The organism is Vogesella sp. AC12 (genome assembly GCF_024437575.1).
In the GTDB taxonomy this organism is placed as follows: Bacteria; Pseudomonadota; Gammaproteobacteria; order Burkholderiales; family Chromobacteriaceae; genus Vogesella; species Vogesella indigofera.
Window position 1 is genome coordinate 62,101 of record NZ_JANFNU010000003.1, and the last position, 22,033, is coordinate 84,133.

Sequence of the window (22,033 nt, forward strand, 5' to 3'; positions counted from 1 at the left end):
GCGGGAATCAGAACTTGTCGGCACGCAGCACACCGACATCGGACACGTAGAGGATCAGGCCGTAGTGCGGCAGGTAGGCCTGCTGGCAATGCGCGGCAATCGCCTCCGCCACCGCCGTATCGCATACCACGTCAACGCGGATATTGCCCTCGAACGACCAGCCGCCGCCCTGCACGCCGTGGCTGCCGCCACCACGGGCATCGCTGACGGTATAGCCGTGGGCGCCGAGCTGCTGCAGCACTTTCACCAGCGGCGCTTCCAGCACCGCCTCGGTGACGATGGTCAACAGTTTCTTGGCATGAAAGGTCATCACACGCTCCTCAGGCATACAGCCATTGTGTCAGCATCCAGTACAAAGGGATACCGAACAGCAGGTTGAACGGAAAGGTCACCCCCAGGCTGGCCGCCAGCGACAGCGCCGGATTGGCCTCGGGCACCGCAATACGCATCGCGGCCGGGGCGGCGATATAGGAAGACGAGGCGCACAGGGTCGCCAGCAGCAGCGCCCCGCCCGCCGACAGCCCCATGGCGTAGGCGCTGCCAAGTCCGATGCAGGCAAAGCCGAGCGGCACCAGCAGCCCGAACAGCACCACGAAGCCACCCTGGCGCCGCAAGCCGCCGAGCTTGGCCGCCGTCAGCAGCCCCATCTCCAGCAGGAACAGCGACAGCACCGGCTTGAACAGGTCGACGTACAGCGGCGACAGGCTGACGATACCCGTCGGTCCGGCCAGCCAGCCGATCACCAGCCCACCGAGCAACAGCACCATGCTCTTGCCGAGGAACACCTCGTGCGCCAGCTGCCCCCAGCGCAGCTGCTGCCCGTCGCCCAGCCGCGCCAGCAACACCCCCACCACCAGCGCCGGCATCTCCATCACCGCCAGGAACAGCGTCAGTTGCGGCTCGGCCTCGATGCCCTGCCGCGCGAGGAAGCTGGCGGCGACCGCGAAGGTCACCACGCTAACCGAACCGTAGTGGGCGGCGGTGGCCGCCGCATCGGCACGGTTCAGGCGCCAGCGCAGGATGCCGAAAGCGAGCAGCGTCAGCAGCGTGCCCAGCAGGATCACCAGCAGCACCTGCAGCAGCACCTGCGGGCTGCCCGTTTTCGCCAGCGCCACGCCGCCCTTCAGGCCGATGGCCAGCAGCAGGAACACCGACAGCGTCTCGTACAGGGCCGGCGGCAGCTTCAGCTCGGAACGCGCCAGGGCCGCGAACAGCCCCAGCAGGAAAAACAGTACAACCGGATCCAGTGTCATCTCACTCCTTTCATTGGCTCGTGATCCTGCCGTCCGGCTGACGGCGGCGTCAGCTGGACAAGGCAGAGAAAGGGAAGTTTCGTGCCGGCGCTCAGGCCTGCAGCGGGGTGTGATCGTAGTTGCGGTTGATCAGCGCGGTCAGCACGTGGTCGCGCCAGGCGCCGTTAAGGAACAGGTAGTCGCGGGCGTGGCCCTCGATCTGGAAGCCGAGCCGCTTCAAGAGCGCAGCGCTGCGCTCGTTCTCCGGCTGGTAGTTGGCCTGCACCCGGTGCAGCTTCAGCGTGCCGAAGGCAAAGGCGATCACCGCCTCCACCGCCTCGCGCATCAGCCCCTGGCCCTGGTGTGCGTGATCGATGTTGTAGCCCAGATGGCAGCCCTGGAACACGCCGCGGCTGATATTGGACAGGCTGACGGTGCCGATCACGCGGCCGGCTTCCTTCTCCGGCATCACCAGGAACAGCGCGCCGCGGCTTTCCTTCCAGTCCATTTCGCGCTGGCGCATGCGCATCGCCCAGAACAGCTCGGTGTAGAACATCCCGCCCGGGGTCGGGTCCCATGGCGCGAAATGCTCGCGGTTGCGCACCTGGTAATCCAGCATGGCACGCGCCCACGCACTTTCCGCCGGCAACAGGTGCAGACGCGCGGTGCTGAGCGATGGCTGGGTGGTTGGCATGTCAGTACTCCGGAAAACGCAAGAAATGGGGAACAAGGTTGGCCGCAGGCCGCCGAAAGTGCGTCAGTATGCCATTGCCGGCGCCGCCCCGCATCCGTGGCGCAGGTGGCATAGGCAAACGCCCGTACCGGGGGTACGGGCGTTCAGCGGCAAGCGGGCAGATGCCAGCCTTAGCCGGTCAGTTTTTCCAGCGCTTCGCGGTACTTGGCGGCGGTCTTCTCGCGCACGTCCAGCGGCACGGCCGGGGCCGGCGCCTGCTTGTTCCAGCCGGAGGCTTCCAGCCAGTCGCGCACGAACTGCTTGTCGAACGACGGCGGATTGGTGCCTTCGGCATAGCTGTCGGCCGGCCAGAAACGGCTGGAATCCGGCGTCAGCGCCTCGTCCATCAGCGTCAGGGTGCCGTCTTCGTCGAGGCCGAATTCGAACTTGGTGTCGCAGATGATGATGCCGCGGCGGGCAGCGAATTCGGACGCGGTCTGGTACAGCAGGATGGCGGTGTCGCGTACCTTGGCTGCCAGCTCGGCGCCGACGATGGCCTCGCACTGCGCGAAGGTGATGTTCTCGTCGTGATCGCCCACCGCCGCCTTGGTCGACGGCGTGAAGATCGGCTGCGGCAGCTTGCTGGATTCCTTCAGCCCGGCTGGCAGCGCGATGCCGCACACGGTGCCGGACTTCTGGTATTCCTTCCAGCCGGAGCCGGCCAGGTAGCCGCGTACCACGGCCTCGATCATCACCGGCTTCAGGCGCTTGGCCACCACGCCGCGGCCGGCCACCAGCGGCAGATCCGCCGCCGACACCACGTCTTCCGGCTTGTCGCCGGTCAGGTGGTTGGGCACCACGTCCTTCAGCGTCTCGAACCAGAAGTTGGAGATCGCGGTCAGGATCTGGCCCTTGCCCGGGATCGGGTCGTCCAGGATCACGTCGAACGCCGACAGGCGGTCGGAGGCGATCATCAGCATGCGCTTGTCGTCGATCTCGTACAGATCGCGCACCTTGCCGGAATAGATTTTCTTCAGGCTGGTGAGAGTGGTATTGGTTGCGGTCATGGTAATTCCTTCAATCAAAAAACTGCATGTCCTGATAGGGACGTATCCTGCATGCCGCCAGACGGCTGGCGAGTGAGCCCACATGTAGCTCCAGCTGGTGGCCATCCGGGTCGAGAAAATAAAACGACTCGCCCTCGCTGCGGTTATCACGCCAGCAATGGACTCCGGCACGCTGAAGGCGCGCCACCCACAGCGAAAACTGCGCCTCGGCAACACCAAACGCATAATGGGTATAGCCAGCCTGCGGCGGCCCCTGCCAGTCATCCCGCGACAGGCACAGCCACAGTCCACCCAGCGTCAGGTAGCCGCCAGCAGCCCAACGAGCCTCCGGTTTCGCGCCCAGCACGGCGGTATAGAACTGCCAGGCACGCTCCAGATCGCTTACTGCCAGAGTCAGGTGATTCAAACCTTGCAGCGTCATGCATCGACTCATGAAAAAGGCGATGCCTTATCGGCACCACCTGATTTCTTACAAGGTATCCTTCAGCGCGCGCGCCTGGTCCAGCGCGTCGTCGACGTTGGCCGCGAGCACGGTGAAGTGCCCCATCTTGCGGCCGGCACGCGCCTCTTTCTTGCCGTACAGGTGCAGGTGGGCGTTCGGTGCTTCCATCAGCACGTCCCACAGCGGCTCGCCGCCGTCCTCGCGCCACACATCGCCCAGCAGGTTGACCATCACCACCGGCGACAGCAGCTCGGTACGGCCCGGCAACAGGCCGCACATGGCGCGCACCTGCTGCTGGTACTGGTCAGTGACACAGGCGTCGATGGTGTAGTGGCCGGAGTTGTGCGGCCGCGGCGCGATCTCGTTGACCACCAGGCTGTCGTCGGCGAGCACGAAGAATTCCACCGCCAGCACGCCGATGTAGTCCAGCGCCTCGGCCAGCTTCACCGCGTAATCCTGCGCCTGTGCGGCCAAGGTCGGGCTGATGCGCGCCGGCACAATCGATTCGTCGAGGATGCCGTTCTTGTGGATGTTTTCCGACACCGGGAACACCGCCACCTGCGCCGCGCTTACGCGGGTGACGATGGCGGACACTTCCAGTTTCAGGTCCAGCATCTTTTCCAGCACGCAGGCCTGGCCGCCGAGGTCGGCGTAGGCGGCGCGGGCTTCGTCGGCGGTCTTGACCCGCACCTGGCCCTTGCCGTCGTAACCGAGACGCGCGGTCTTGAGGATGCCCGGCAGGTAGGGCGCCAGCTCGACCTGGATGTCGGCGACGCTTTCGATGGCCAGATACGGTGCGGTCGGCAGGCCGGCCTTGTTGATCCAGCTCTTTTCGGCGATGCGGTCCTGGGCGATGGCCACGCAGTCGCCGGACGGCGACACGCGCGTGGTTTTCGCCAACGCGCGCATCGCGTCGGCGTTGACGTTCTCGAATTCGGTGGTTACCGCGGCGCAGCTTGCGGCCAACGTTTGCAGTGCAGCGGCGTCATTGAACGGCGCGCACAGGTGCACGTCGGCAAAGTCGGCGGCCGGCGCGTTCGCGTCCGGGTCCAGCACGGTGACGCGATAGCCCATGCGCTTGGCGGCGGTAACGAACATGCGGCCCAGCTGGCCGCCGCCGAGTATGCCCAGCATCGCCGGGGGCAGGATGGCCGCCATGTCAGTCCACCTCCGGCAGGCTCATCGCCAGCACGGTCTGTTCCTGTTGCTTGCGGAAGGCCTTCAGCTTGGCCGCCAGTTCCGGCTGCGCATTGCCCAGCATCGCCACCGCGAACAGCGCGGCATTGGCGGCACCGGCTTCGCCGATGGCGAAGGTGGCCACCGGGATGCCCTTCGGCATCTGCACGATGGACAGCAGCGAATCTTCGCCGCGCAGGTATTTGGACGGCACCGGTACACCCAGCACCGGAACGTGGGTCTTGGCGGCCAGCATGCCCGGCAGGTGCGCGGCACCGCCGGCGCCGGCGATGATGGCCTTCAGGCCACGCGCTTCGGCTTCTTCGGCGTACTGGAACAGCAGGTCGGGAGTGCGGTGCGCGGAGACGACGCGGGTTTCGAACGCGACACCGAAGTCCTTCAGCACGCGCGCGGCGTTCTGCATGACTTCCCAGTCGCTGTTGCTACCCATCACGATGCCAACTTCGATCATGGAGGCGGGTTCCATCAAGGAGGGGAAAAACGCGATTTTACCTGATTCGGCAAGGGCTTGCCGAGTTGACTTGCAGCCGGCGCCCGCACCGGCGCCACAAAAAAAGCGGCCGGCGGCCGCTTTTGACGTTTTCGGTGCGCCGGCAAGCCGGCACGTTAGAACGTGTTCACGATCGCGCGAGCTAGAGCGAGACAAGGCGAAAACGGCTGAGGAAGCGGAGTTTACAAGTCGTAAATGAGCATTCCGAAGGTGTTTTCAACGCCGTATCGCCGAAGCGCAGCAGATCGTGAACAGGTTCCTACAGTTTTGCCAGCCGCTCGCGCGCCTTGCTCGCCGCCGCGCTGTCCGGGTACTGCTTGAGCAGCTTGCGCAGGGTGACCTTGGCCTGGTCCTTCTGCTGCAGCTCGATCTGGTTTTCCGCCATCAGCCGCAGCGCCTCCGGCGCCCGCACGTGTGCCGGGTACTGCTCGGCAAAGCGGCGGTGGATATCGATGGCGGCGTCGTACTGCTTGAGGTAGGTGTGCGCCACCCCCAGCCAGTAGCTGGCTTCCTGCGCCTCGCTATTGGCCGGGAACTTGTCCATCACCGCCTTCAGCTCCGGCACCGCGCGGGCAAACTCGCGGTTGCGCAGCGTCGCCAGTGCCTTGTTCAGCGCATCCTGCGCCGGGCTGACCAGCGGTGCCGCCGGGCTGGCGCCAGCCTCCGCCTCGCCACTTGCCGCCGGGTTACTGGCCGGCTGCTCCAGCTTGCCCAGGCGCAGGTCGAGATCGGCGTACAGGTCGTTCTGCCGCTTCAGCGTTTCGCCCTGCTGGTGCTGCAGCATCTCGTTCTGGCCGCGCAGTGCCGCCATTTCGCTGCGCAGGGTGGCCACTTCCTTGACCAGGTCCAGCAGCCGCTCGTTGGACAGCCGCGCCTCGACCTCGGTCAGCCGCGCGCTGGTCTGCTGCTTGGCGGCGTCCAGTTCGCGGCGGGTCTGTTCGATATCGCTGGTGGTGGCACAGGCGCCCAGCAGCAGGCAGAGGGCGGCAACGGGCAACAGGCGGGGCAAGCTCATGGTGGCATCCTGAAAAACAGCGCGGGACGGCATCGTGCCATCCCGCAACCGGGTCAACACATTACTGCGGGTAGACGAAGTCGGCGCGGCGGTTTTCGGCGTTGGCCGCTTCGCTGTCACCCTCGGCACGCGGTTTTTCCTTGCCGAAGCTGACCGCCTCGATCTGCGCCGGCTTCACGCCCAGCACTTCCAGCGACTGCTTCACGCTTTCGGCACGGCGCTGGCCCAGCGCCAGGTTGTACTCGCGGCTGCCGCGGGCGTCGGTATTGCCCTGCACCAGCACCTTGCTGCTGAAGCGGTTGAGGAAGGCGGCATTGCCTTCCACCACGCCGCGCTGGTCGTCCTTCACCACCGACTGGTCGAAGTCGAAGTACACGCTGTGACCGTTGAGCAGCGCCTGCGCGCTGCGCTGGTCCGGCGCCGCCTTCACCGCGGCCGCCAGCTGTGCGGCGCTAACCTTGCCGCCCTGCAGTGCCGGCTCGCTGCCGGTGACATCGACGGTGGCCACGCTCGGCGTGCTCGGCACGGTGGCGGCCGGCGGGTTGCTGACGACCGGCGCCGGGGTGCTGGCACACGCGGCCAGCAGTGCCGCCGCAATGGCGACGATAAACGGTGATTGTTTCATTCGGCTCTCCTGCATCGGATGGGATGGATTAACTGGCAACATGATGCGCGTACCGCCGGCAGCGCATCAAGGATTGAATGGCCCCCAGGCCGGATCCTGCACCTGGCCGCCGAGGGTGCCCAGCCGTACGCGGCCGGGATAGGCGGTGGCGGCGGCGTACAGCACGCTGCGGCCGCCCTCCTCGCTGGCGTACAGCACCATCTTGCCGTTGGGGGCGAAGCTTGGCGATTCGTCGAAGGCGCTGTTGCTGATCAGGCGGTTGTCGCCGCTGGCCAGATCGAGCAGCATCACCTTGAAACGGCCGCCTTCGCGCCGGACGTAGGCGATCTGGCGCCCATCGGGAGAGAATGTCGGCGACACGTTATAGTTCCCCTCGAAGGTAACACGACGGGCGTTGCGGCCGCCGTCCAGCGCCTGCACGTACAGCTGCGGGCTGCCGCTGCGGTCGGACACGAACACGATCTGGCGGCCGTCCGGGCTGAACGCCGGCTCGGTGTCGATGGCGTCGCTATAGGAAAAACGCTGCACGCCACCGCCGTCGGCATTGATCAGGTACACCTGCGAGTTGCCGCTGGTGGTCAGCACCACCGCCAGCCGCCGCCCGTCCGGGCTCCACACCGGCGCCGAGTTGCTGCCGCGGAAATTGGCCAGCACGCGACGCTGGCCGCTGACCAGGTCCTGCACGTAGATCACCGGTTTTTGCTGCTCGAAGGAGACATAAGCCAGCCGCGTGCCGTCCGGGCTCCACGCCGGCGACATGATCGGCAGGCGCGAGCGCAGCACCGTCTGCGCACGGCGGCCGTCCATGTCGGCGATCTGCAGCCGGTATTCCTTGCCGCTCTGGGTGATGTAGGCGATACGGCTGGAGAACAGGCTCTTCTCGCCCAGCAGCGCCTCGTACACCATGTCCGCCATGCGGTGCGCCATGTCGCGCAGCTGCTCCGGCGCCAGATCGAATTCCGCGCTCAACTTCTGTTCGCGCGGGCTGACGGTGTCGGCCCAGAACGTCAGCCGCACCCGCCCGCCGCCGAGGCTGACCAGCTTGCCGTACACCACCGCGCGCGCGCCGCGCTGCTGCCACGCCGCGGCGTTCAGCTGTGCCGGTGCCGCCAGCGCGTCGCCGGCAGCGGTTTCCAGCAGGCTGAAGGCGCCGGTCATCACCAGATCGCTCTTCACCGTTGCGGTGATCGCCTCCGGCAGCAGGCTCTCGCCCTGCAGCGGCACGATCGCCACCGGGTAGCGGTTACTGCCGCCACCGATCACTTCCACGCTGAGGTCGGCGCGGGCAAGGTTGGCCGCAGCGGTCATGCTCAGCAGCAGCAGGGCAAACAGGCGCGGCCAGAAGCCGGAGACGGTGGCGGACAAGGCATTACTCCTTAGGACGGAAAGACATGGTCACGCGCCGGTAGTCGGCAAACGCCGCACCCTTGGGCAGCGGCGGGAAACGGCGCATCTCGCGCACGGCGGCTTGCACCGCCTCATCGTACAGGCTGTTGCCGCTACTGCGCAGCAGGCGGATCTGGCGCACTTCCAGCGACGGCAGGATCTCGATCTGCAGCACCACCTCCGGATTACCCTTCAGCGTATCGGGGATGAGCACGTAGGGGCGCACGCGGTTGCTCAGCGTCTGCGCGTACAGCGCCTTGGCGTCGGCCACGCCGTGGCTGCTGCCGCCGGCAACGCCGCCCTGGCCGCCGCGCTGGCTCTGTTTGGCATTGCCGGGGCCGGGCGGCAGGTCCAGCTCCGCCAGCAGATCGTTGTCCGCGGCGCTTGGCGCCGGCTTGCTCGCGGTCTTGGTGGCCGGCTTGGCAGTGGGCACGCTGGCCTTGGCTGGCGCAGGCGCCGCCTTGGCAGCCTTCTCCGGCACCTTCTCTGGCACTTTTTCCGCCGGTTTCGGCTTGGTCTGCGGTTTTTCCGTGGCCACCGGGGGCGGCGGCGCTTTGTGCTGCGGCAGCGGGCGGCTGGCCTTCAGCTTGATGTCGGCATCGGCCAGCAAAGGGGTGGCGGCCTGTGCCAGCGGCGCGGCCGGCGGGGCGGCACGCACTTTCGGCGCAGGGGCCGGAGCCGCCGGCGCACCGCCGGCCCACAGCTCCACGGCCAGCGGTGGCGGCGTGTACACCGGCGTCGGCGCATACAGCCACCACAATGGCAGCAGCAGCGCCAGATGCAGCAGCAGCGACATGCCCCACGCGCCGTAACCGATGGCGCCAGTCTGCGGCGACATCAGTTGCCCTGCCGTACCGTCAGCGCGACGCGGGTGATGCCGGCCTGGTGCAGGCGGTCGGCCACCTTCACCACCTCGCTGTACTTGAGATCGCGGTGCGCGGTGACCACCACCGGGCGATTGTCGCGCAGCCGCGCCTTGACCTCGGCCACCAGCACGTCAAGGTTGGCCGCAGGCGCGCGCTTGCCGCCCTCGCCCAGCAGGTAGCGGCCGTCGGCCTCGATGCTGATTTCCAGCGGCGTGCTGTCCACCTGCGCCGCGCGGGTGACGCTGGGTACCTCGATCACGCCGGGGGTGAACATCGGCGCCGTCACCATGAAGATCACCAGCAGCACCAGCATCACGTCGATATAGGGCACGACGTTCATCTGGTTCATCATTCGGCGCGGGCGTCGCTGCAGCATCGGGCATTCCTGTGGCTAGAGGGGGCGGCCGGCACGGCGGGCCGCCGGAGAAACGGATAATGACAGACCGCCGCGGCACCGCATCGGTTCCGCGGCGCCGGCATCAGCGGCGGGTAAGCAGGGTCATGCCGTCGCCGATCGGCAGCACCGACATCACCACCCGCGGGTCGTGTTTCAGGCTGGCATTGAAGGCCTGCATCGCCCGTACTGCCGGCGGGTCACCCGGCTTGGGACTGACCACGCGACCGTTCAGGAAAATATTGTCGACCGCGATCACGCCGCCGGGGCGCACCAGCTGCAGGCAGGCTTCATAGTACTGCGGGTAGCTGGTCTTGTCGGCGTCGATGAAGGCGAGGTCGAAGCTGCCGGCCTGACCGTCGTCCAGCAGCATCTGCAAGGTCTGCACCGCCGGCTGCACGTAGAGCGCGATGCTGTCCTCGACCCCGGCCTGGCGCCAGTAGTCGCGGGCGATGGTGGTGAATTCGACGCTCATGTCGCAGGCCACGGTACGGCCCTGCTCGCCCATGGCCAGCGCCACGGTCAGCGCGCTGTAGCCGGTGAACACGCCGATCTCCAGGTAGCGGCGCACGCCGAGCAGCTTGACCAGCCAGGCGAGGAACTGCCCCTGCTCCGGCGAGATCTGCATCTTGGCCATGCGGTGGGTGGCGGTGAACTCGCGCAGCGCGGTCTGCACCGGGTGCTCGGTGACGCCGATCTGCAGCAGGTAGGCGGCAAGCTGGTCGTCAACGGCGATGGTCGTGCGGGTCATGCTTTACTCCAGAAAAGCACAACGCCCTTGCGGGCGTTGGTCGGCGATACGGCGGGCGTGATGCTCAGTCCGGCTGGTACACGTACGGCTTTTGCGGCACCTTGGACGCGTTCCAGCGACGCAGGTCCTCCAGATCCAGCTTGCGATCCCACCAGGTCAGGCGCAGCTCGCGGCGTTCGCTCTCTACCTGCGGGTTTTTCGCCAGGAAATCGTTCATGAATTGGGTGAATTCGGACTGGTACATGGTATGACCCCGGAAAATGATGCCCTGATTGTACTGCAAAACCGCGCCGCTTTCAGCTGTCGGCGAGGGAAAGGCCGCGCGCCAGCCGCCAGCGGAACAGCGCGCCAACCAGCAGCAGGCCCAGCAGCAGCAGCCACACCAGCAGCAGCGGCAGCCACAGCGAAATGCGGAAATCGCTGCCGCGCAGCGGCCGCTGCAGGCTGAGCCAGTAGCGCTGCTCGCCGACGATCACCACCTCGCGCACCTGCAGCATCGCCGGCCACGCCACCGCCGGGTGCGCATCGCCCATCAGCTGCAGCGCGCGGCCGATATCCGGCTCCGCCAGCGGCGGCAGCCAGCGCTGCGGCCGCAGCCACAGCGCGATGAAACGCCGGTCGCCGGCGCGCGCCAGCGGGTAGATGCTCAGCAGCTGCGCCTGCTCGCCCTCGCCCTGCAGCATCTGCACCTGCGGCTGGCCCTGGCGCAGACGGCCAAGGTTGGCCGCCACCGCCGGCTGCCGCGCCAGATCCTGCCACGGCACCACGCCGGCCCCGAGGCGCAGCGGCACCACCTGCGTCACCAGCAGGCCGTCCTCGCTGTCGCGCAGCAGCGCCACCCGCTCCAGCGCCGGAAAGCGCTGCAGCACCATGCCCGCCTGCCACGCCGGGATCTGCTCGCCGGGGGTGGTGGCGAACTGCTGCGCCAGCTCCAGCAGATGCTGATGCAGCTGCAAGAGGTCGCGCGTCAGCAGCGCCGACTGCTGCTGCGCCTGCCGCTGCAGTGCCTGCTCGGCATCGGCGCGGCTGGCTTCCAGCGCCAGAAAGCCGCTGCTGAGCAGCAGCGCCAGCCAGCCCAGCAGCAGCAGCGCCAGCTGCAGGCTGCGGCCAACCCTGGCCAGCGGCGCGCTCAGAGCAGGAACTCCCGCTTGTCGTGCTGCTCGATCAGCAGCCGCCACGCCTGCATCAGCTTCTGCAGCTTGTTGTTGGTCGGCGCCACCTGCCGCACCTTCTGCAGGTAGTCGTAAGCCTGGCGCACATGGCTTTCATGCCAGCCCTTGAGGTGTACCTGGGCGATGACGGCGTTGACCAGGTTCAGCATCAGCTGGATGCTGTCCGGCATCTCCTGCAGCGCCTGCTGGAACATGGCGATCGCCTTGTCGTGCTCGCCGGCCTGCGCCTCGCGCACCGCCTTGTTGTTGAGGTCGACCATGCCCTGCACGTTGTGCATGATCAGGTCGGCGCCGGCGTCGGCCATGCCCAGCTGGTCGAACATGGTCGACAGCCGCTGCAGCAGCAGCTCGTTGTCGTGGTTGTTGCGGATCAGCTGGCTGGCGACGCCGTCGCCGAGCACCTTCTGCCCCTGCGCGTAACAGGTGCGCGCGAACTCCATCTTTTCCTCGGCCGACAGCTTGTCCAGCTGCGGCAGGCGCTCGGCGGCGGACTGCAACAGCTTTTCCGCCTGCTGCTTGTTGCCGCTGTGCTGCTGGATCTGGCTGTCGAGCACGTCAGCCATCCACTCGCCTTCCGGCTTGTACTTGTAGTCGCGGCGCAGCGAGGCCAGCGTCTTCATCGCCTCGCCCTTCTCGCCGCAGGCCAGCTGCGTGCGCGCCAGCGTCGCGTACAGTACCGGGTTGCGGTGCCAGCTGGCCTTGGACAGCTCCAGCGTGGTGCCGTAGGCGTCCTTCGCCTGCGCCAGGTCGCCGTTTTCCAGCGCCACCTCGGCCAGCGCCTTGTGGCGGCGCACCGTCGCCGGCGACAGCTCGGTGGCACGCTTGAGCACCTGCTGCGCCTGCGCCAGCTCGTGGTTGCCCTGGTACAGCCGCGCCAGCCAGTCGTAGGCCTCCATCACGTGCTCGTTTTCCATCACGATGTGGTGAAACATTGCCAGCGCCGGCTCCACCTGCTTCAGCGAGGCCAGCGACTTGGCCATGCCCAGCTGCGCCCACGGCAGTTCGCGGATCTTCAGCACCTGCTCGTACAGCGCACGCGCGGTGTCGTAGTCGCCGATCTTCAGGCTCAGGCTGCCCTTCAGCTTCATGAAGTCGAGGGTGAACTCGCTGCGCTCGCCGATCTTCTTGTTGCAGGCGTCGATGGCGGCCAGGTACTCGTGGTTCATCAGCGCCTCGTCGACGAAACGGAAGGCGTCGCGGCGGCGCATCGCGCGCTCCAGCCGCTCGGCCAGCACCTCGCCGGTGAAGGGCTTCAGCAGGTAGTCGTCCGGCACCAGCTCGGCGGCGGAGATCACCTTCGCCGCGCGGCGCTCGCCGCTGACGATCATGAACACGCAGGACTGCTTCAGCAGGTTGCGTTCCTTCGCCTCCTCCAGCAGGTACAGGCCGTCGTTGCCGGTGCCGAGGTCGAAATCGCACAGCACCACGTCGAAGTCGTAGCGCATCAGCTTCACCAGCGCATCGCTGGCCTTGCCGGCGTACTCCACCTTCTCGGCGCCGAACGACGCCAGCGTCATCGCCAGCGCGCGCTGCATCTCCGGCACGCTGTCGACGATCAGGAACTGCTTCTTGGCGTAAGGATTGCTGTATTCCTTGTGATGCCGGCTTTTCTGCACGCTGGTGATGGCGTTGAAGGTCGAGGAGTGGATCGGCTGCTCGCTCATGCTCTGAATTCCCCTTTGCCGCCGTGGCGGACAGCGCTTACTGCGCGCTGAGTTTGTCTTTGGCGTAACGCAAATCCAGCCACTTGATGCCGTGCTCGGCAAAATTGATCTGCAGGCGCACATCGTCGCCGGCGCCCTCGGCATTGATCACCACCCCGTCGCCGAACTTGGTGTGGTGCAGGCCCTGACCCATCTTCCAGCCGCCAAGGTTGGCCGCCAGCGGCGCCGCCGCGATGCGGCCCTGCGCGTAGCCGTCGCGCGCCGGTGCCGCCGTCTTTTTCACGGTAGCAGACAAAGTCTGCAACAGCTCGGCCGGCAGCTCGTCGACAAAGCGCGAGCGGATCGGGTAGCGGCTCTGGCCGTGCAGCATGCGGCTTTGCGCGCAGGACAGGTACAGCCGCTTGCGCGCGCGCGTCATCGCCACGTACATCAGCCGCCGCTCCTCCTCCAGCCCCTTGCCGTCGTTCATGCTGTTCTCGTGCGGGAACAGCCCCTCTTCCAGCCCGCCGACGAACACCGCATCGAACTCCAGCCCCTTGGCGGCGTGCACCGTCATCAGCTGCAGCGCGTCGGCGCCGGCGTCGGCCTGGTGGTCGCCGGCCTCCAGGCTGGCCTGGGTCAGGAATTCGATCACCGCCATCGCCGGCTCCTGCGGCAGGAAGCCCAGCGCCGCGTTGACCAGTTCGTCGAGGTTGGCGAGGCGCTCCTCGCCGTCCTTGCGGTCGGCCTCGTACATCGCGCGCAGGCCGGAAGCGTCGATGATCAGGCTGATGGTTTCCGCCAGGCTCAGCGCCTCGCAGCGCTGGCGCAGGCTGTCGATCAGGCGCACGAACTCGGCCAGCTTGCCGGCGGTGCGGCCGCCGCCGGCGCCGCACAGCGCCTGCCACAGGCTGACACCCTGCTCGCGGCTGGCGGTCTGCAGGTTTTCCACGCTGCGCGCGCCGATGCCGCGCGCCGGCACGTTGATCACGCGCAGCAGCGCGTTGTCGTCCTCCGGATTGGCGACCAGCCGCAGGTAGGCCAGCGCGTGCTTGATCTCCTGCCGCTCGAAGAAGCGCAGCCCGCCGTAGATGCGGTAGGCGACGCCGCTCTGTACCAGCACGTGTTCGAGGATGCGCGACTGCGCGTTGGAGCGGTACAGCACCGCCATGTCGGCGAGGTTCCAGCCGTCGCGCGCGAGCGCCTTGACCTCGTCGACGATGAACTGTGCCTCCTCGCCGTCGGAGTAGGCCTCGAACAGGCGGATCTTGTCGCCGGGGCCGGCGTCGGTCCACAGGCTCTTGCCGAGACGACCGTCGTTGCGCTCGATCAGCGCGTTGGCGGCATCCAGAATGGTGCCGGCGGAGCGGTAGTTCTGCTCCAGCCGGATCGGGCCGCTCACGCCGTAATCGGACAGCAGCGCGCGCATATTGCCGACCTCGGCGCCGCGGAAGGCGTAGATCGACTGGTCGTCGTCGCCGACCGCGAACAGCGCGTTGTCCGGCCCGGCCAAGAGCTTCAGCCATGCGTACTGCAGGCGATTGGTGTCCTGGAACTCGTCGACCAGCACGAAGCGGAAGCGGTTGCGGTAGTGCTCGGACAGCGCGGCGTTGCGGCTGAGCACCTCGTAGCTGCGCAGCAGCAGCTCGGCGAAATCGACCACGCCTTCACGCTGGCACTGCGCGTCGTAGGCGGCGTACAGCTCGATCAGCTTGCGGGTGTACGAGTCGTGCGCCGACAGCTCGCCGGCGCGCACGCCGGACTCTTTCTGGCCGTTGATGAACTGCTGCACCTGCTTGGGCGGGAATTTCTCGTCGGAGATGTCGAGGCTCTTCAGCAGGCGCTTGATCGCCGACGACTGGTCGCCGGAATCGAGAATCTGGAAGGTCTGCGGCAGGCCGGCGTCGCGGTAGTGCACGCGCAGGAAGCGGTTGCACAGGCCGTGGAAGGTGCCGATCCACATCGTCTTGACGTTGACCGGGATCATCGCCGCCAGCCGCGTCTGCATCTCGCGTGCCGCCTTGTTGGTAAAGGTCACCGCCAGCACGCCGGCCGGGCTGGTCTGCCCGGTCTGCAGCAGCCAGGCGATGCGCGTGGTCAGCACCCGCGTCTTGCCGCTGCCGGCGCCGGCCAGCACCAGCGCGCTCTTGGCGGGCCAGGTGACGGCGGAGAGTTGTTCGGGATTGAGACCGGCGAGCAGATCGTTATTCATGGGGCAGGCTTTGAGGTGACGCGCAAAACGCCGATTCTACACCACCACCCGCCCCGACAAGGTTGGCCGCAACGCATTGCGGCCAACCTTGTCGCCGCCGGCGCGCTCAATGGGCGTGAAAAAAGCCGTGCCGGCCTTCGCTGACGCGATCCGGTGCGCCCTGCCGCCGTGCGCGGATGCCGTCCCATGCCTTCTCGTGGAAGTAGTAGGCGACGGTATTCACCAGCGGCTCGACCAGGGCCAGCAGGCTGGCGATGCCGAAGCTGCCGGTCAGCAGATAGGCCACCGTGAACGCCACGCTGAAGTGGCAAATGGCGAAAGTGATGGTCTTGAGCATGATGGCCTCCTGGCTGACTGGCGATGCGGTACAGGGGGATGATAGCCAGTCGCATTCAATAGTTAAAATTGAATGTTTTTAGCAAATCGATAGCCAAAATCCGGATCGGGATGCCATGCCCGCAGCCAGGTAGACAAGCAGGCAAGGCGGCGACCGCGGGGGCAGGTGATTGCCGCAGTAAACAGCGTCGCCCGTGGTCGGCCATGCGCGGGTAACAGGATGCGGCTCAGCCGGTGCACGACAGGCAAAAAACGTGGCCGCCAGGCAGCAAGGCCGGCGGCCACATTGTTGGCTACGCGCGCCACCCAAACAGCGGGAGTGCCGGCGCTCGGCCGGCGGCCAGGGTTGGCCGCAAGCCGCAGTCGTTCAGCTCTTGACGCCCAGTTCGCGCAGGCGCTCGTCGAGGTAGGCACCGGCACTGTAGCGCGCCGACAGCACCACCTCGTCGCGCGGGTGCAGGAACAGCGGCAGCGACACCCGGCTCTTGCTCGCGCCGTCGCCAGTCGGGTTCACCACCCGGTGCTGAGTGGACGGGTAGTAGCCCTGCGACGCTTCCTGCAGCATGTCGCCGATGTTGATGATCAGCATGCCGAAGTCGCACGGCACGTCGATCCAGTTGCCGTCCATGTCCTGCACCTGCAGCCCCGGCTCGTTGGCGGCCGGCAGGATGGTCAGCAGGTTGATGTCGCCGTGCGCGGCGGCGCGCAGCGAGCCGGCCGGCTCGTCGCCGGTCAGCGGCGGATAACGCAGCACGCGCAGCAGCGTCTTGTTGCTGCCCTTGATCATGCCGGACAGCGGTTCGCTGTAGTTGGCCGCAATCGCGGGCGGCGTGTACTGCTCCACCCAGCCCAGCAGCTCGGCCGCCAGCGCGTTGGCGGTGTCGTAGTACTGCATCGCGTCGGCCTTGAGCTGCGCCGGGATGCGCCCCCACGGGTAGACATGGAAGTATTCCTTGATGTCCTTCTGCGTCGCGCCCTTGGCGGTTTCCGAGATCGCGGTGGAGAAGTAGCCGTCCTGCTTCTCGACCGAGAACGCGTAGTCGTGCTTTTGCTCGCTGTCGAAGAAGGCCAGCCAGTCGCGGTAGATGCTTTCCACCAGCTGCTGCGGGATGGGGTGGTTGACCAGTACGCCGAAGCCGGTTTCGTGCAGGCTGCGGGTGAATTGGGCTGCCGCATCGGCGGCGCGGTAGTCTACAACGCGTACATTCATGGGAAGGGTTCCCTTGCAGAAAGTGACCGTCAGGCAATATCGGGACGGGACACGGCGGCCGATTCTACACAGCCACGCCCGCGCACGAAAGCACCCGATTTAATTTACCAATGTCATTTACGTTGCCCGTCACGCCGCATTTTGCAGCATTCATGCCATAACCATAGCACGCCGCCAGTGCGCCGCTGATGCCCGCTCACCCGCCGCGGCCCGGGCAAGGCGCCGGCGGCGCGGTCTCCGCGTTGCGGCCAACCTTGGCCGCGCTGGCGGTGGCGGCGTTCACGCAACGCCGCAGCAGGACAAAAAAAAACGGCAAGCCGCCTGGCTTGCCGTCGGGAGTGACTGCGCGACGCGGCTTACACGCGCTGGTCCATGTCCAGTGCCGGGGTGCCCGGCCCCAGCTGCGCCACCACCTTGGCCGGTACGCCCGCCACCGTGGTGTGCGGCGGCACGTCGTCCAGCACCACGCTGCCGGCACCGACCTTGGCGCACTCGCCAACGCGCAGGTTGCCGAGGATCGCAGCACCGGCGCCGATCATCACGCCGTCACCGATTTTCGGGTGACGGTCGCCGCGCTCCTTGCCGGAACCGCCCAGCGTCACGCCGTGCAGGATGGACACGTTGTTGCCGATCACCGCGGTTTCACCGACCACCACGCCGGTACCGTGATCCAGCATCACGCCCTCGCCGATGCGCGCCGCCGGGTGAATATCGGCGCTCATTACTTCGGAGATGCGGTTTTGCAGGAAATACGCCAGTGTCTTTCTGTCTTGCTGCCACAGCCAGTGGGTGATGCGCTGGCTTTGCAGCGCATGGAAGCCCTTGAAGTACAGCAGCGGCGTGGAGTAGCGGTCGCAGGCCGGATCGCGGTCGTAGCAGGCGCTGATGTCGGCGCGCATCGCGCGGCTGATCTGCGGATCGGCGGCCAGCGCCTCGCGGAACAGCTCCAGCAGCGCGCGGGCGTCCATTACCGGGCTGGCCAGCTTGCTGGACAGGTGGAAGGCCAGCACGTCTTCCAGCGTGCTGTGCCGCAATACCGTCATGTGCAGGAAGCTGGCCAGCAGCGGCTCGTCACGCACCGCCTGTTCGGTTTCCTGCAGGATGGCGAGCCACAAGGGATCGCGGTTTGCTTCGCTCATTTCTACTGCCTTTCTGTTGCTGCCACCCTGCCAACGTGGCGGCAGCCCTGCGCTTTACAACAGCCCCACTTACAGTAACACCACGTCAAACTGTTCCTGGCTGTAGGTGGCTTCCACCGACAGCGAGATCGGCTTGCCGATGAAGTCGATCAGCATCGCCAGGCTCTGCGATTCCTCGTCCAGCAGCATGTCGATCACGCTCTGCGACGCCAGGATGCGGAAGCCCTTGGCCTCGAAGCGGCGCGTCTCGCGCACGATTTCGCGCTGGATCTCGTAACACACCGTCTGCGCGGTCTTGATCTCGCCGCGGCCCTGACACACCGGACACGATTCGCACAGCACGTGCGCCAGGCTCTCGCGGGTGCGCTTGCGCGTCACCTCCACCAGCCCCAGGCTGGTGAAGCCGTTCAGCGTCACGCGGGTACGGTCGCGCGCCAGCGCCTTGGCCAGCTCCGCCAGCACCGCCTCGCGGTGTTCGGCGTTATCCATGTCGATGAAGTCGACGATGATGATGCCGCCGAGGTTACGCAGCCGCAGCTGGCGCGCCAGTGCCAGCGTCGCCTCCAGGTTGGTCTTGTAGATGGTCTCGTCGAAGTTGCGGTTGCCGACGAAACCGCCAGTGTTGACGTCGATGGTGGTCATCGCCTCGGTCTGGTCGATGATCAGGTAGCCGCCGAACTTCAGGTTGACGCGGCGCGACAGCGCCTTCTCGATCTCGGTCTCGATGCCGTGCAGCTCGAACAGCGGCCGCTCGCCGCTGTAGCGCTCGATCTTGTCCACCGCCGACTGCACGTAGGCCTCGGCAAATTCGACCATCCTGCCGTAGTTCTCGGTGGAGTCGACGATCACCTTTTCGGTGTGGTCGCTGACCATGTCGCGCAGCACGCGCACCGCCAGCGGCAGATCGTCGTACAGCAGGCTCTTGGCCGGCAGGTGCTGCGACTTGTAGCGGATGTCCGACCACAGCTTGGACAGGTACTCGACGTCGGCACGCAGCTCTTCGTCGGTGGCGGTCTCGGCACTAGTGCGGATGATGTAGCCGCGCGGGCTGCCGTCCGGCAGCAGCTTTTCCAGCCGCGCCTTCAGCGATAGGCGGTCGGCCTCGACCTCGATCTTCTGCGAGATGCCGATGTGTTCTTCCTGCGGCAGGTGCACCAGGAAACGGCCGGCGAGGCTGATCTGCGTCGACAGCCGTGCGCCCTTGGTGCCGATCGGGTCCTTGATCACCTGCACCAGCACGGTCTGGCCCTCGAACAGCATCTTCTCGATGCGCTGCGGCTCGCTCGGGTGCTGGCGCTGTTCCAGCACGTCGGCGATGTGCAGGAAGGCGGCGCGCTCGAAGCCGATCTCGATGAAGGCGCTCTGCATGCCGGGCAGCACGCGCTTGACCTGGCCCAGATAGATGTTGCCGACGATGCCGCGACTGGCGGCGCGCTCGATGTGCAGCTCCTGCACCACGGCGTCTTCCAGCACCGCGACCCGGGTTTCCTGCGGCGTGATGTTGACCAGGATCTGCTCTTTCGGACGCGGCAGATCGCGTGGCAGGGGAATCGGTTGTTGCAGCATGGTGGCCTTTCGCGCTCAGGGCAGGGTGATGTCAAAGGCCGCCAGCAGTTGCGCGGTTTCAAAGACGGGCAGACCGACGACGCCGGTGAAACTGCCGGAAATGTGCTGCACGAATACCGAGGCCTTGCCCTGAATACCATAGGCACCGGCCTTGTCGAATGGTTCGCCGGTATCGAGATAGCGCTCGATCTCGGCGTCAGTCAGCGGCTTGAAGGTGACATCGGTGCAGCTGGTGGCGATCTCGGTGCGCTCGCCCTCGCGGATCGCCACGCTGGTCAGCACTTGGTGGGTGCGCCCGGAAAAGGCGCGCAGCATGCGGAAGGCGTCGTCGGCGTCGGTCGGTTTGCCGAAGATCTCGCCGTCCAGCACCACGGTGGTGTCGGCCGACAGCAGCGGCCGCGACGGCAGTCCCAGTGCCTGCGCCACGCTCCAGCCGGCGGCGGCCTTGTCGCGTGCCAGGCGCTGGGTGTAGCCGACGGCGTCCTCGCCCGGCTGCACCGTCTCGTCGACGTCGGCGTGCACGCGCTCCAGCTGGAAACCAAGTTGTTCGAGGATCTCGCGGCGGCGCGGGCTGCCGGAGGCCAGATAAAGACGGATCTTTCGGGAATTCATGAGCGGGCAATCTGCAAAGGGAAACGCAATGGCCACAAGATTACCAGAGCGGGCCAGTGCCGGATATGTTGGCCGCGTGCGCTGGCAGGTGGCAGGCGGCACACCGCATTGCGGCCAACCTTGCGCGTTACCAAACGGCCATCGCGCGCGGCTGTCATTTCATACAACATAAAAAATGTCGTTTCACTCGAAAAACATTGTGACAAATCAGAAAAGTGGCAATATCGCCTCTCTGATCTATAAGTCATGAAAAAATACAGCCCGCACGGCATCTTCCCCACTGCAATAACAAGGATGGCGACCCCATGAAACTGCTGCACGACATCAGCCTGCGCACCAAGCTGGCCTGCCTGTTCCTGCTCCTGAACATCGTCACGGTGCTGGCATTCAGCACCCACACCTACCTGCGCAGCAGCGAACAGGCGATGGCGCTGATCGATACCCGCCTCAACGCCAGCGCGCGCGCGGTGCCGGCCCTGCTCGGCGACCAGTTCCTCGCCAGCATGTTCAGCCCCGGCAGCATCAGCCAGGCGCAGATGGTCAGCAACGCCCGCAAGCTGGACGCCTATGCCAAACAGTTCAACGTGGTGTATCTGTACCTGTTGTGGCAAAAGGACGGCAAGATCGTCTACCTCGCCGATGGCGCCGGCGAGAAAGAGCTGAAGGAGAACTCCTTCGGCCACCATCTGGAAGAATACGAGCCCAGCGAGGGCCTGAAGCGCAGCTTCCAGCAGCACAGCATCGAATTCGACGAATACACCGACAAGTACGGCACCTTCCGCTCGGTGTTCATCCCGCAGACCATCGGCGGCCAGCAAGTGGTGATCGCCGCCGACATCCTGCTTTCCGACGCGCTGGCCTCGCGCCAGCGGGTGCTGGAGGAAACCCTGTTCATCGGCGGCCTGAGCCTCTTGCTCGGCACCCTGATCGCGTGGTGGCTGTCCGGCCTGGTATCGCGCGCCATCCTGCGCATCTCCAGCCACATCGCGCTGCACGCCGAAGAGTGCCAGCTGAACGCGCCGCTGCAGCCCAAGGGGCGCGACGAGATCGCGCAGATCGCGCACAGCTTCAACCTGCTGTGCCAGCGTTTCCGCGACACCCTGCTCGATGTCGCCAGCCACGCCCGCGACACCTTCCACAGCGCCGAAAACGTGCGCCAGAACGCGCACGACACGCAAAGCTCCAGCAGCAGCAGCCGCGAACAGCTGAGCCAGCTGGCACAGCGCAGCGAGCGCATCCACGGCCTGGCGGAAAACAGCCGCCACACCATCGACGAGGTGCAGCAGCACCTGGAAGCGGTACAGCAGCAGCTGCAGCAGTCGCGCAGCCAGGTCGGGGTGATGGCAGAGGACATGCAGAGCCACGTCGCCGCCAACCGCGAGCTGGCACAGCGCTTTGACGCGCTGTCCAGCGACGTGCAGCACATCACCCAGATCCTGCAGCGCATCGCCGGCATCTCGGAGCAGACCAACCTGCTGGCGCTGAACGCGGCGATCGAGGCGGCGCGGGCCGGCGAGGCCGGACGCGGCTTTGCCGTGGTGGCCGACGAGGTGCGCAAGCTGGCCGGCCAGACGCAGAACACGCTGTCGGAGACCGACAGCTTTGTCGCCAAGCTGCTGAACACCATCCACGATACCGCCGGCATCATCACCCACCAGGCCGACGAGGCCGCCACCCTGTCCGGCACCTCCACCGCGATGGAGCAGGCGCTGGAACAGACGCGGCAGGTACTGGCGTCGCTGGAAAGCCGCTTCGGCCAGATCGTCAGCGAGCAGCAGTCGATCCGCAACGACCTGCAGCAGATGCACCACGGCATGCAGCAGCTGGATCAGCAAAGCACGCAACAGGGGCAGACCAGCCAGCAGCTGTCGGACGAGGCCGGCAGCCTGGAACAGACCGCGCGCCTGCTCAACCTGTCGCTGGCGCGCTTCAAGATGTAACGATCAGTTACCTGTCATTTTGCTTTTGATCTAATCTGGAGACTCCGCCCCGCCAATGACAGAAC

At 66.3% G+C, this 22,033-nt stretch carries 23 protein-coding genes; 1 reads left to right on the forward strand and 22 read right to left on the reverse strand.

Features of this window, described 5'->3' with window-relative positions:
• Positions 1-7: 7 nt before the first annotated feature.
• From NOM55_RS06645 to NOM55_RS06750, 22 genes are all read right to left on the reverse strand, one after another.
• Positions 8-310 (reverse strand): hypothetical protein, encoded by a 303-nt coding sequence (locus tag NOM55_RS06645; RefSeq protein WP_047966669.1) that lies wholly within the window; start codon positions 308-310, stop codon positions 8-10.
• A 10-nt stretch (positions 311-320) separates the two neighbouring features.
• Positions 321-1,253, reverse strand: coding sequence for a sodium-dependent bicarbonate transport family permease (locus NOM55_RS06650; protein ID WP_255907971.1), 933 nt, complete (start codon positions 1,251-1,253; stop codon positions 321-323).
• A 91-nt stretch (positions 1,254-1,344) separates the two neighbouring features.
• Positions 1,345-1,926, reverse strand: coding sequence for a GNAT family N-acetyltransferase (locus tag NOM55_RS06655; RefSeq protein WP_047966636.1), 582 nt, complete (start codon positions 1,924-1,926; stop codon positions 1,345-1,347).
• A 170-nt stretch (positions 1,927-2,096) separates the two neighbouring features.
• Positions 2,097-2,972 (reverse strand): phosphoribosylaminoimidazolesuccinocarboxamide synthase, encoded by an 876-nt coding sequence (locus NOM55_RS06660; protein WP_255907972.1) that lies wholly within the window; start codon positions 2,970-2,972, stop codon positions 2,097-2,099.
• A gap of 10 nt (positions 2,973-2,982) precedes the next feature.
• Positions 2,983-3,393: a VOC family protein gene (locus NOM55_RS06665; RefSeq protein WP_120810191.1), complete on the reverse strand. Its 411-nt coding sequence runs from the start codon at positions 3,391-3,393 to the stop codon at positions 2,983-2,985.
• 48 nt (positions 3,394-3,441) lie between these two features.
• On the reverse strand, positions 3,442-4,572 hold the full coding sequence (locus tag NOM55_RS06670; RefSeq protein WP_255907975.1) for a 5-(carboxyamino)imidazole ribonucleotide synthase: 1,131 nt from the start codon (positions 4,570-4,572) through the stop codon (positions 3,442-3,444).
• Between the two features lies 1 nt (position 4,573).
• On the reverse strand, positions 4,574-5,062 hold the full coding sequence (gene purE, locus NOM55_RS06675) for a 5-(carboxyamino)imidazole ribonucleotide mutase (protein ID WP_047966639.1): 489 nt from the start codon (positions 5,060-5,062) through the stop codon (positions 4,574-4,576).
• 298 nt (positions 5,063-5,360) lie between these two features.
• Positions 5,361-6,116, reverse strand: coding sequence for a YbgF trimerization domain-containing protein (locus NOM55_RS06680; protein ID WP_255907976.1), 756 nt, complete (start codon positions 6,114-6,116; stop codon positions 5,361-5,363).
• A gap of 61 nt (positions 6,117-6,177) precedes the next feature.
• Positions 6,178-6,741: an OmpA family protein gene (locus tag NOM55_RS06685; RefSeq protein WP_047966640.1), complete on the reverse strand. Its 564-nt coding sequence runs from the start codon at positions 6,739-6,741 to the stop codon at positions 6,178-6,180.
• Between the two features lie 66 nt (positions 6,742-6,807).
• On the reverse strand, positions 6,808-8,106 hold the full coding sequence (tolB, locus tag NOM55_RS06690; RefSeq protein ID WP_255907977.1) for a Tol-Pal system beta propeller repeat protein TolB: 1,299 nt from the start codon (positions 8,104-8,106) through the stop codon (positions 6,808-6,810).
• Between the two features lie 4 nt (positions 8,107-8,110).
• Positions 8,111-8,965 carry a cell envelope integrity protein TolA gene (locus NOM55_RS06695; protein WP_255907978.1) on the reverse strand — a complete coding sequence of 285 codons (855 nt, stop codon included), beginning with the start codon at positions 8,963-8,965 and terminating at the stop codon, positions 8,111-8,113.
• Positions 8,965-9,369 carry an ExbD/TolR family protein gene (locus NOM55_RS06700; protein WP_255907979.1) on the reverse strand — a complete coding sequence of 135 codons (405 nt, stop codon included), beginning with the start codon at positions 9,367-9,369 and terminating at the stop codon, positions 8,965-8,967. The genes NOM55_RS06695 and NOM55_RS06700 overlap by 1 nt, the downstream gene beginning before the upstream one ends.
• Before the next feature lie 103 nt (positions 9,370-9,472).
• A complete protein-coding gene (locus NOM55_RS06705) occupies positions 9,473-10,138 on the reverse strand; it encodes a class I SAM-dependent methyltransferase (RefSeq protein ID WP_047966643.1) in 666 nt (221 codons plus the stop codon).
• Between the two features lie 64 nt (positions 10,139-10,202).
• Positions 10,203-10,382: a DUF3460 family protein gene (locus NOM55_RS06710; protein ID WP_047966672.1), complete on the reverse strand. Its 180-nt coding sequence runs from the start codon at positions 10,380-10,382 to the stop codon at positions 10,203-10,205.
• Between the two features lie 52 nt (positions 10,383-10,434).
• Complete coding sequence (locus NOM55_RS06715; protein WP_255907980.1) at positions 10,435-11,316, reverse strand: hypothetical protein; 882 nt, start codon at positions 11,314-11,316, stop codon at positions 10,435-10,437.
• Positions 11,268-12,974, reverse strand: a complete 1,707-nt coding sequence (locus tag NOM55_RS06720; protein ID WP_047966645.1) for a tetratricopeptide repeat protein — start codon at positions 12,972-12,974, stop codon at positions 11,268-11,270. Before NOM55_RS06720 ends, NOM55_RS06715 begins: the two co-directional genes overlap by 49 nt.
• Positions 12,975-13,011: 37 nt before the next feature.
• Positions 13,012-15,165, reverse strand: coding sequence for a UvrD-helicase domain-containing protein (locus tag NOM55_RS06725; RefSeq protein ID WP_255907981.1), 2,154 nt, complete (start codon positions 15,163-15,165; stop codon positions 13,012-13,014).
• A gap of 106 nt (positions 15,166-15,271) precedes the next feature.
• A complete protein-coding gene (locus NOM55_RS06730) occupies positions 15,272-15,502 on the reverse strand; it encodes a DUF2061 domain-containing protein (protein ID WP_255907982.1) in 231 nt (76 codons plus the stop codon).
• Between the two features lie 366 nt (positions 15,503-15,868).
• The gene (locus NOM55_RS06735; RefSeq protein ID WP_255907983.1) at positions 15,869-16,711 is read right to left on the reverse strand and encodes an isopenicillin N synthase family oxygenase; all 843 of its coding nucleotides are present in this window, start codon (positions 16,709-16,711) and stop codon (positions 15,869-15,871) included.
• Between the two features lie 356 nt (positions 16,712-17,067).
• Positions 17,068-17,850 carry a serine O-acetyltransferase gene (gene cysE / locus NOM55_RS06740; RefSeq protein ID WP_047966649.1) on the reverse strand — a complete coding sequence of 261 codons (783 nt, stop codon included), beginning with the start codon at positions 17,848-17,850 and terminating at the stop codon, positions 17,068-17,070.
• Between the two features lie 69 nt (positions 17,851-17,919).
• Positions 17,920-19,416 (reverse strand): ribonuclease G, encoded by a 1,497-nt coding sequence (gene rng, locus NOM55_RS06745; RefSeq protein WP_047966650.1) that lies wholly within the window; start codon positions 19,414-19,416, stop codon positions 17,920-17,922.
• A gap of 15 nt (positions 19,417-19,431) precedes the next feature.
• Positions 19,432-20,028 carry a nucleoside triphosphate pyrophosphatase gene (locus tag NOM55_RS06750; protein WP_120810202.1) on the reverse strand — a complete coding sequence of 199 codons (597 nt, stop codon included), beginning with the start codon at positions 20,026-20,028 and terminating at the stop codon, positions 19,432-19,434.
• A gap of 305 nt (positions 20,029-20,333) precedes the next feature.
• Between NOM55_RS06750 and NOM55_RS06755 the strand changes: the two genes are divergently transcribed.
• The gene (locus NOM55_RS06755; RefSeq protein WP_255907984.1) at positions 20,334-21,968 is read left to right on the forward strand and encodes a methyl-accepting chemotaxis protein; all 1,635 of its coding nucleotides are present in this window, start codon (positions 20,334-20,336) and stop codon (positions 21,966-21,968) included.
• Positions 21,969-22,033: the final 65 nt, after the last annotated feature.

Bases quoted from the DNA above. Each gene is read 5' to 3' on its own strand.
- NOM55_RS06700 (WP_255907979.1), bottom strand. From the start codon at position 9,369: ATGCTGCAGCGACGCCCGCGCCGAATGATGAACCAGATGAACGTCGTG.
- NOM55_RS06730 (WP_255907982.1), bottom strand. From the start codon at position 15,502: ATGCTCAAGACCATCACTTTCGCCATTTGCCACTTCAGCGTGGCGTTC.
- NOM55_RS06755 (WP_255907984.1), top strand. From the start codon at position 20,334: ATGAAACTGCTGCACGACATCAGCCTGCGCACCAAGCTGGCCTGCCTG.
- NOM55_RS06645 (WP_047966669.1), bottom strand. From the start codon at position 310: ATGACCTTTCATGCCAAGAAACTGTTGACCATCGTCACCGAGGCGGTG.
- NOM55_RS06660 (WP_255907972.1), bottom strand. From the start codon at position 2,972: ATGACCGCAACCAATACCACTCTCACCAGCCTGAAGAAAATCTATTCC.
- NOM55_RS06680 (WP_255907976.1), bottom strand. From the start codon at position 6,116: ATGAGCTTGCCCCGCCTGTTGCCCGTTGCCGCCCTCTGCCTGCTGCTG.
- NOM55_RS06710 (WP_047966672.1), bottom strand. From the start codon at position 10,382: ATGTACCAGTCCGAATTCACCCAATTCATGAACGATTTCCTGGCGAAA.
- NOM55_RS06750 (WP_120810202.1), bottom strand. From the start codon at position 20,028: ATGAATTCCCGAAAGATCCGTCTTTATCTGGCCTCCGGCAGCCCGCGC.
- NOM55_RS06705 (WP_047966643.1), bottom strand. From the start codon at position 10,138: ATGACCCGCACGACCATCGCCGTTGACGACCAGCTTGCCGCCTACCTG.
- NOM55_RS06695 (WP_255907978.1), bottom strand. From the start codon at position 8,965: ATGTCGCCGCAGACTGGCGCCATCGGTTACGGCGCGTGGGGCATGTCG.
- NOM55_RS06650 (WP_255907971.1), bottom strand. From the start codon at position 1,253: ATGACACTGGATCCGGTTGTACTGTTTTTCCTGCTGGGGCTGTTCGCG.
- NOM55_RS06725 (WP_255907981.1), bottom strand. From the start codon at position 15,165: ATGAATAACGATCTGCTCGCCGGTCTCAATCCCGAACAACTCTCCGCC.
- NOM55_RS06665 (WP_120810191.1), bottom strand. From the start codon at position 3,393: ATGACGCTGCAAGGTTTGAATCACCTGACTCTGGCAGTAAGCGATCTG.
- cysE (WP_047966649.1), bottom strand. From the start codon at position 17,850: ATGAGCGAAGCAAACCGCGATCCCTTGTGGCTCGCCATCCTGCAGGAA.
- rng (WP_047966650.1), bottom strand. From the start codon at position 19,416: ATGCTGCAACAACCGATTCCCCTGCCACGCGATCTGCCGCGTCCGAAA.
- NOM55_RS06720 (WP_047966645.1), bottom strand. From the start codon at position 12,974: ATGAGCGAGCAGCCGATCCACTCCTCGACCTTCAACGCCATCACCAGC.
- NOM55_RS06685 (WP_047966640.1), bottom strand. From the start codon at position 6,741: ATGAAACAATCACCGTTTATCGTCGCCATTGCGGCGGCACTGCTGGCC.
- NOM55_RS06735 (WP_255907983.1), bottom strand. From the start codon at position 16,711: ATGAATGTACGCGTTGTAGACTACCGCGCCGCCGATGCGGCAGCCCAA.
- purE (WP_047966639.1), bottom strand. From the start codon at position 5,062: ATGATCGAAGTTGGCATCGTGATGGGTAGCAACAGCGACTGGGAAGTC.
- NOM55_RS06670 (WP_255907975.1), bottom strand. From the start codon at position 4,572: ATGGCGGCCATCCTGCCCCCGGCGATGCTGGGCATACTCGGCGGCGGC.
- NOM55_RS06655 (WP_047966636.1), bottom strand. From the start codon at position 1,926: ATGCCAACCACCCAGCCATCGCTCAGCACCGCGCGTCTGCACCTGTTG.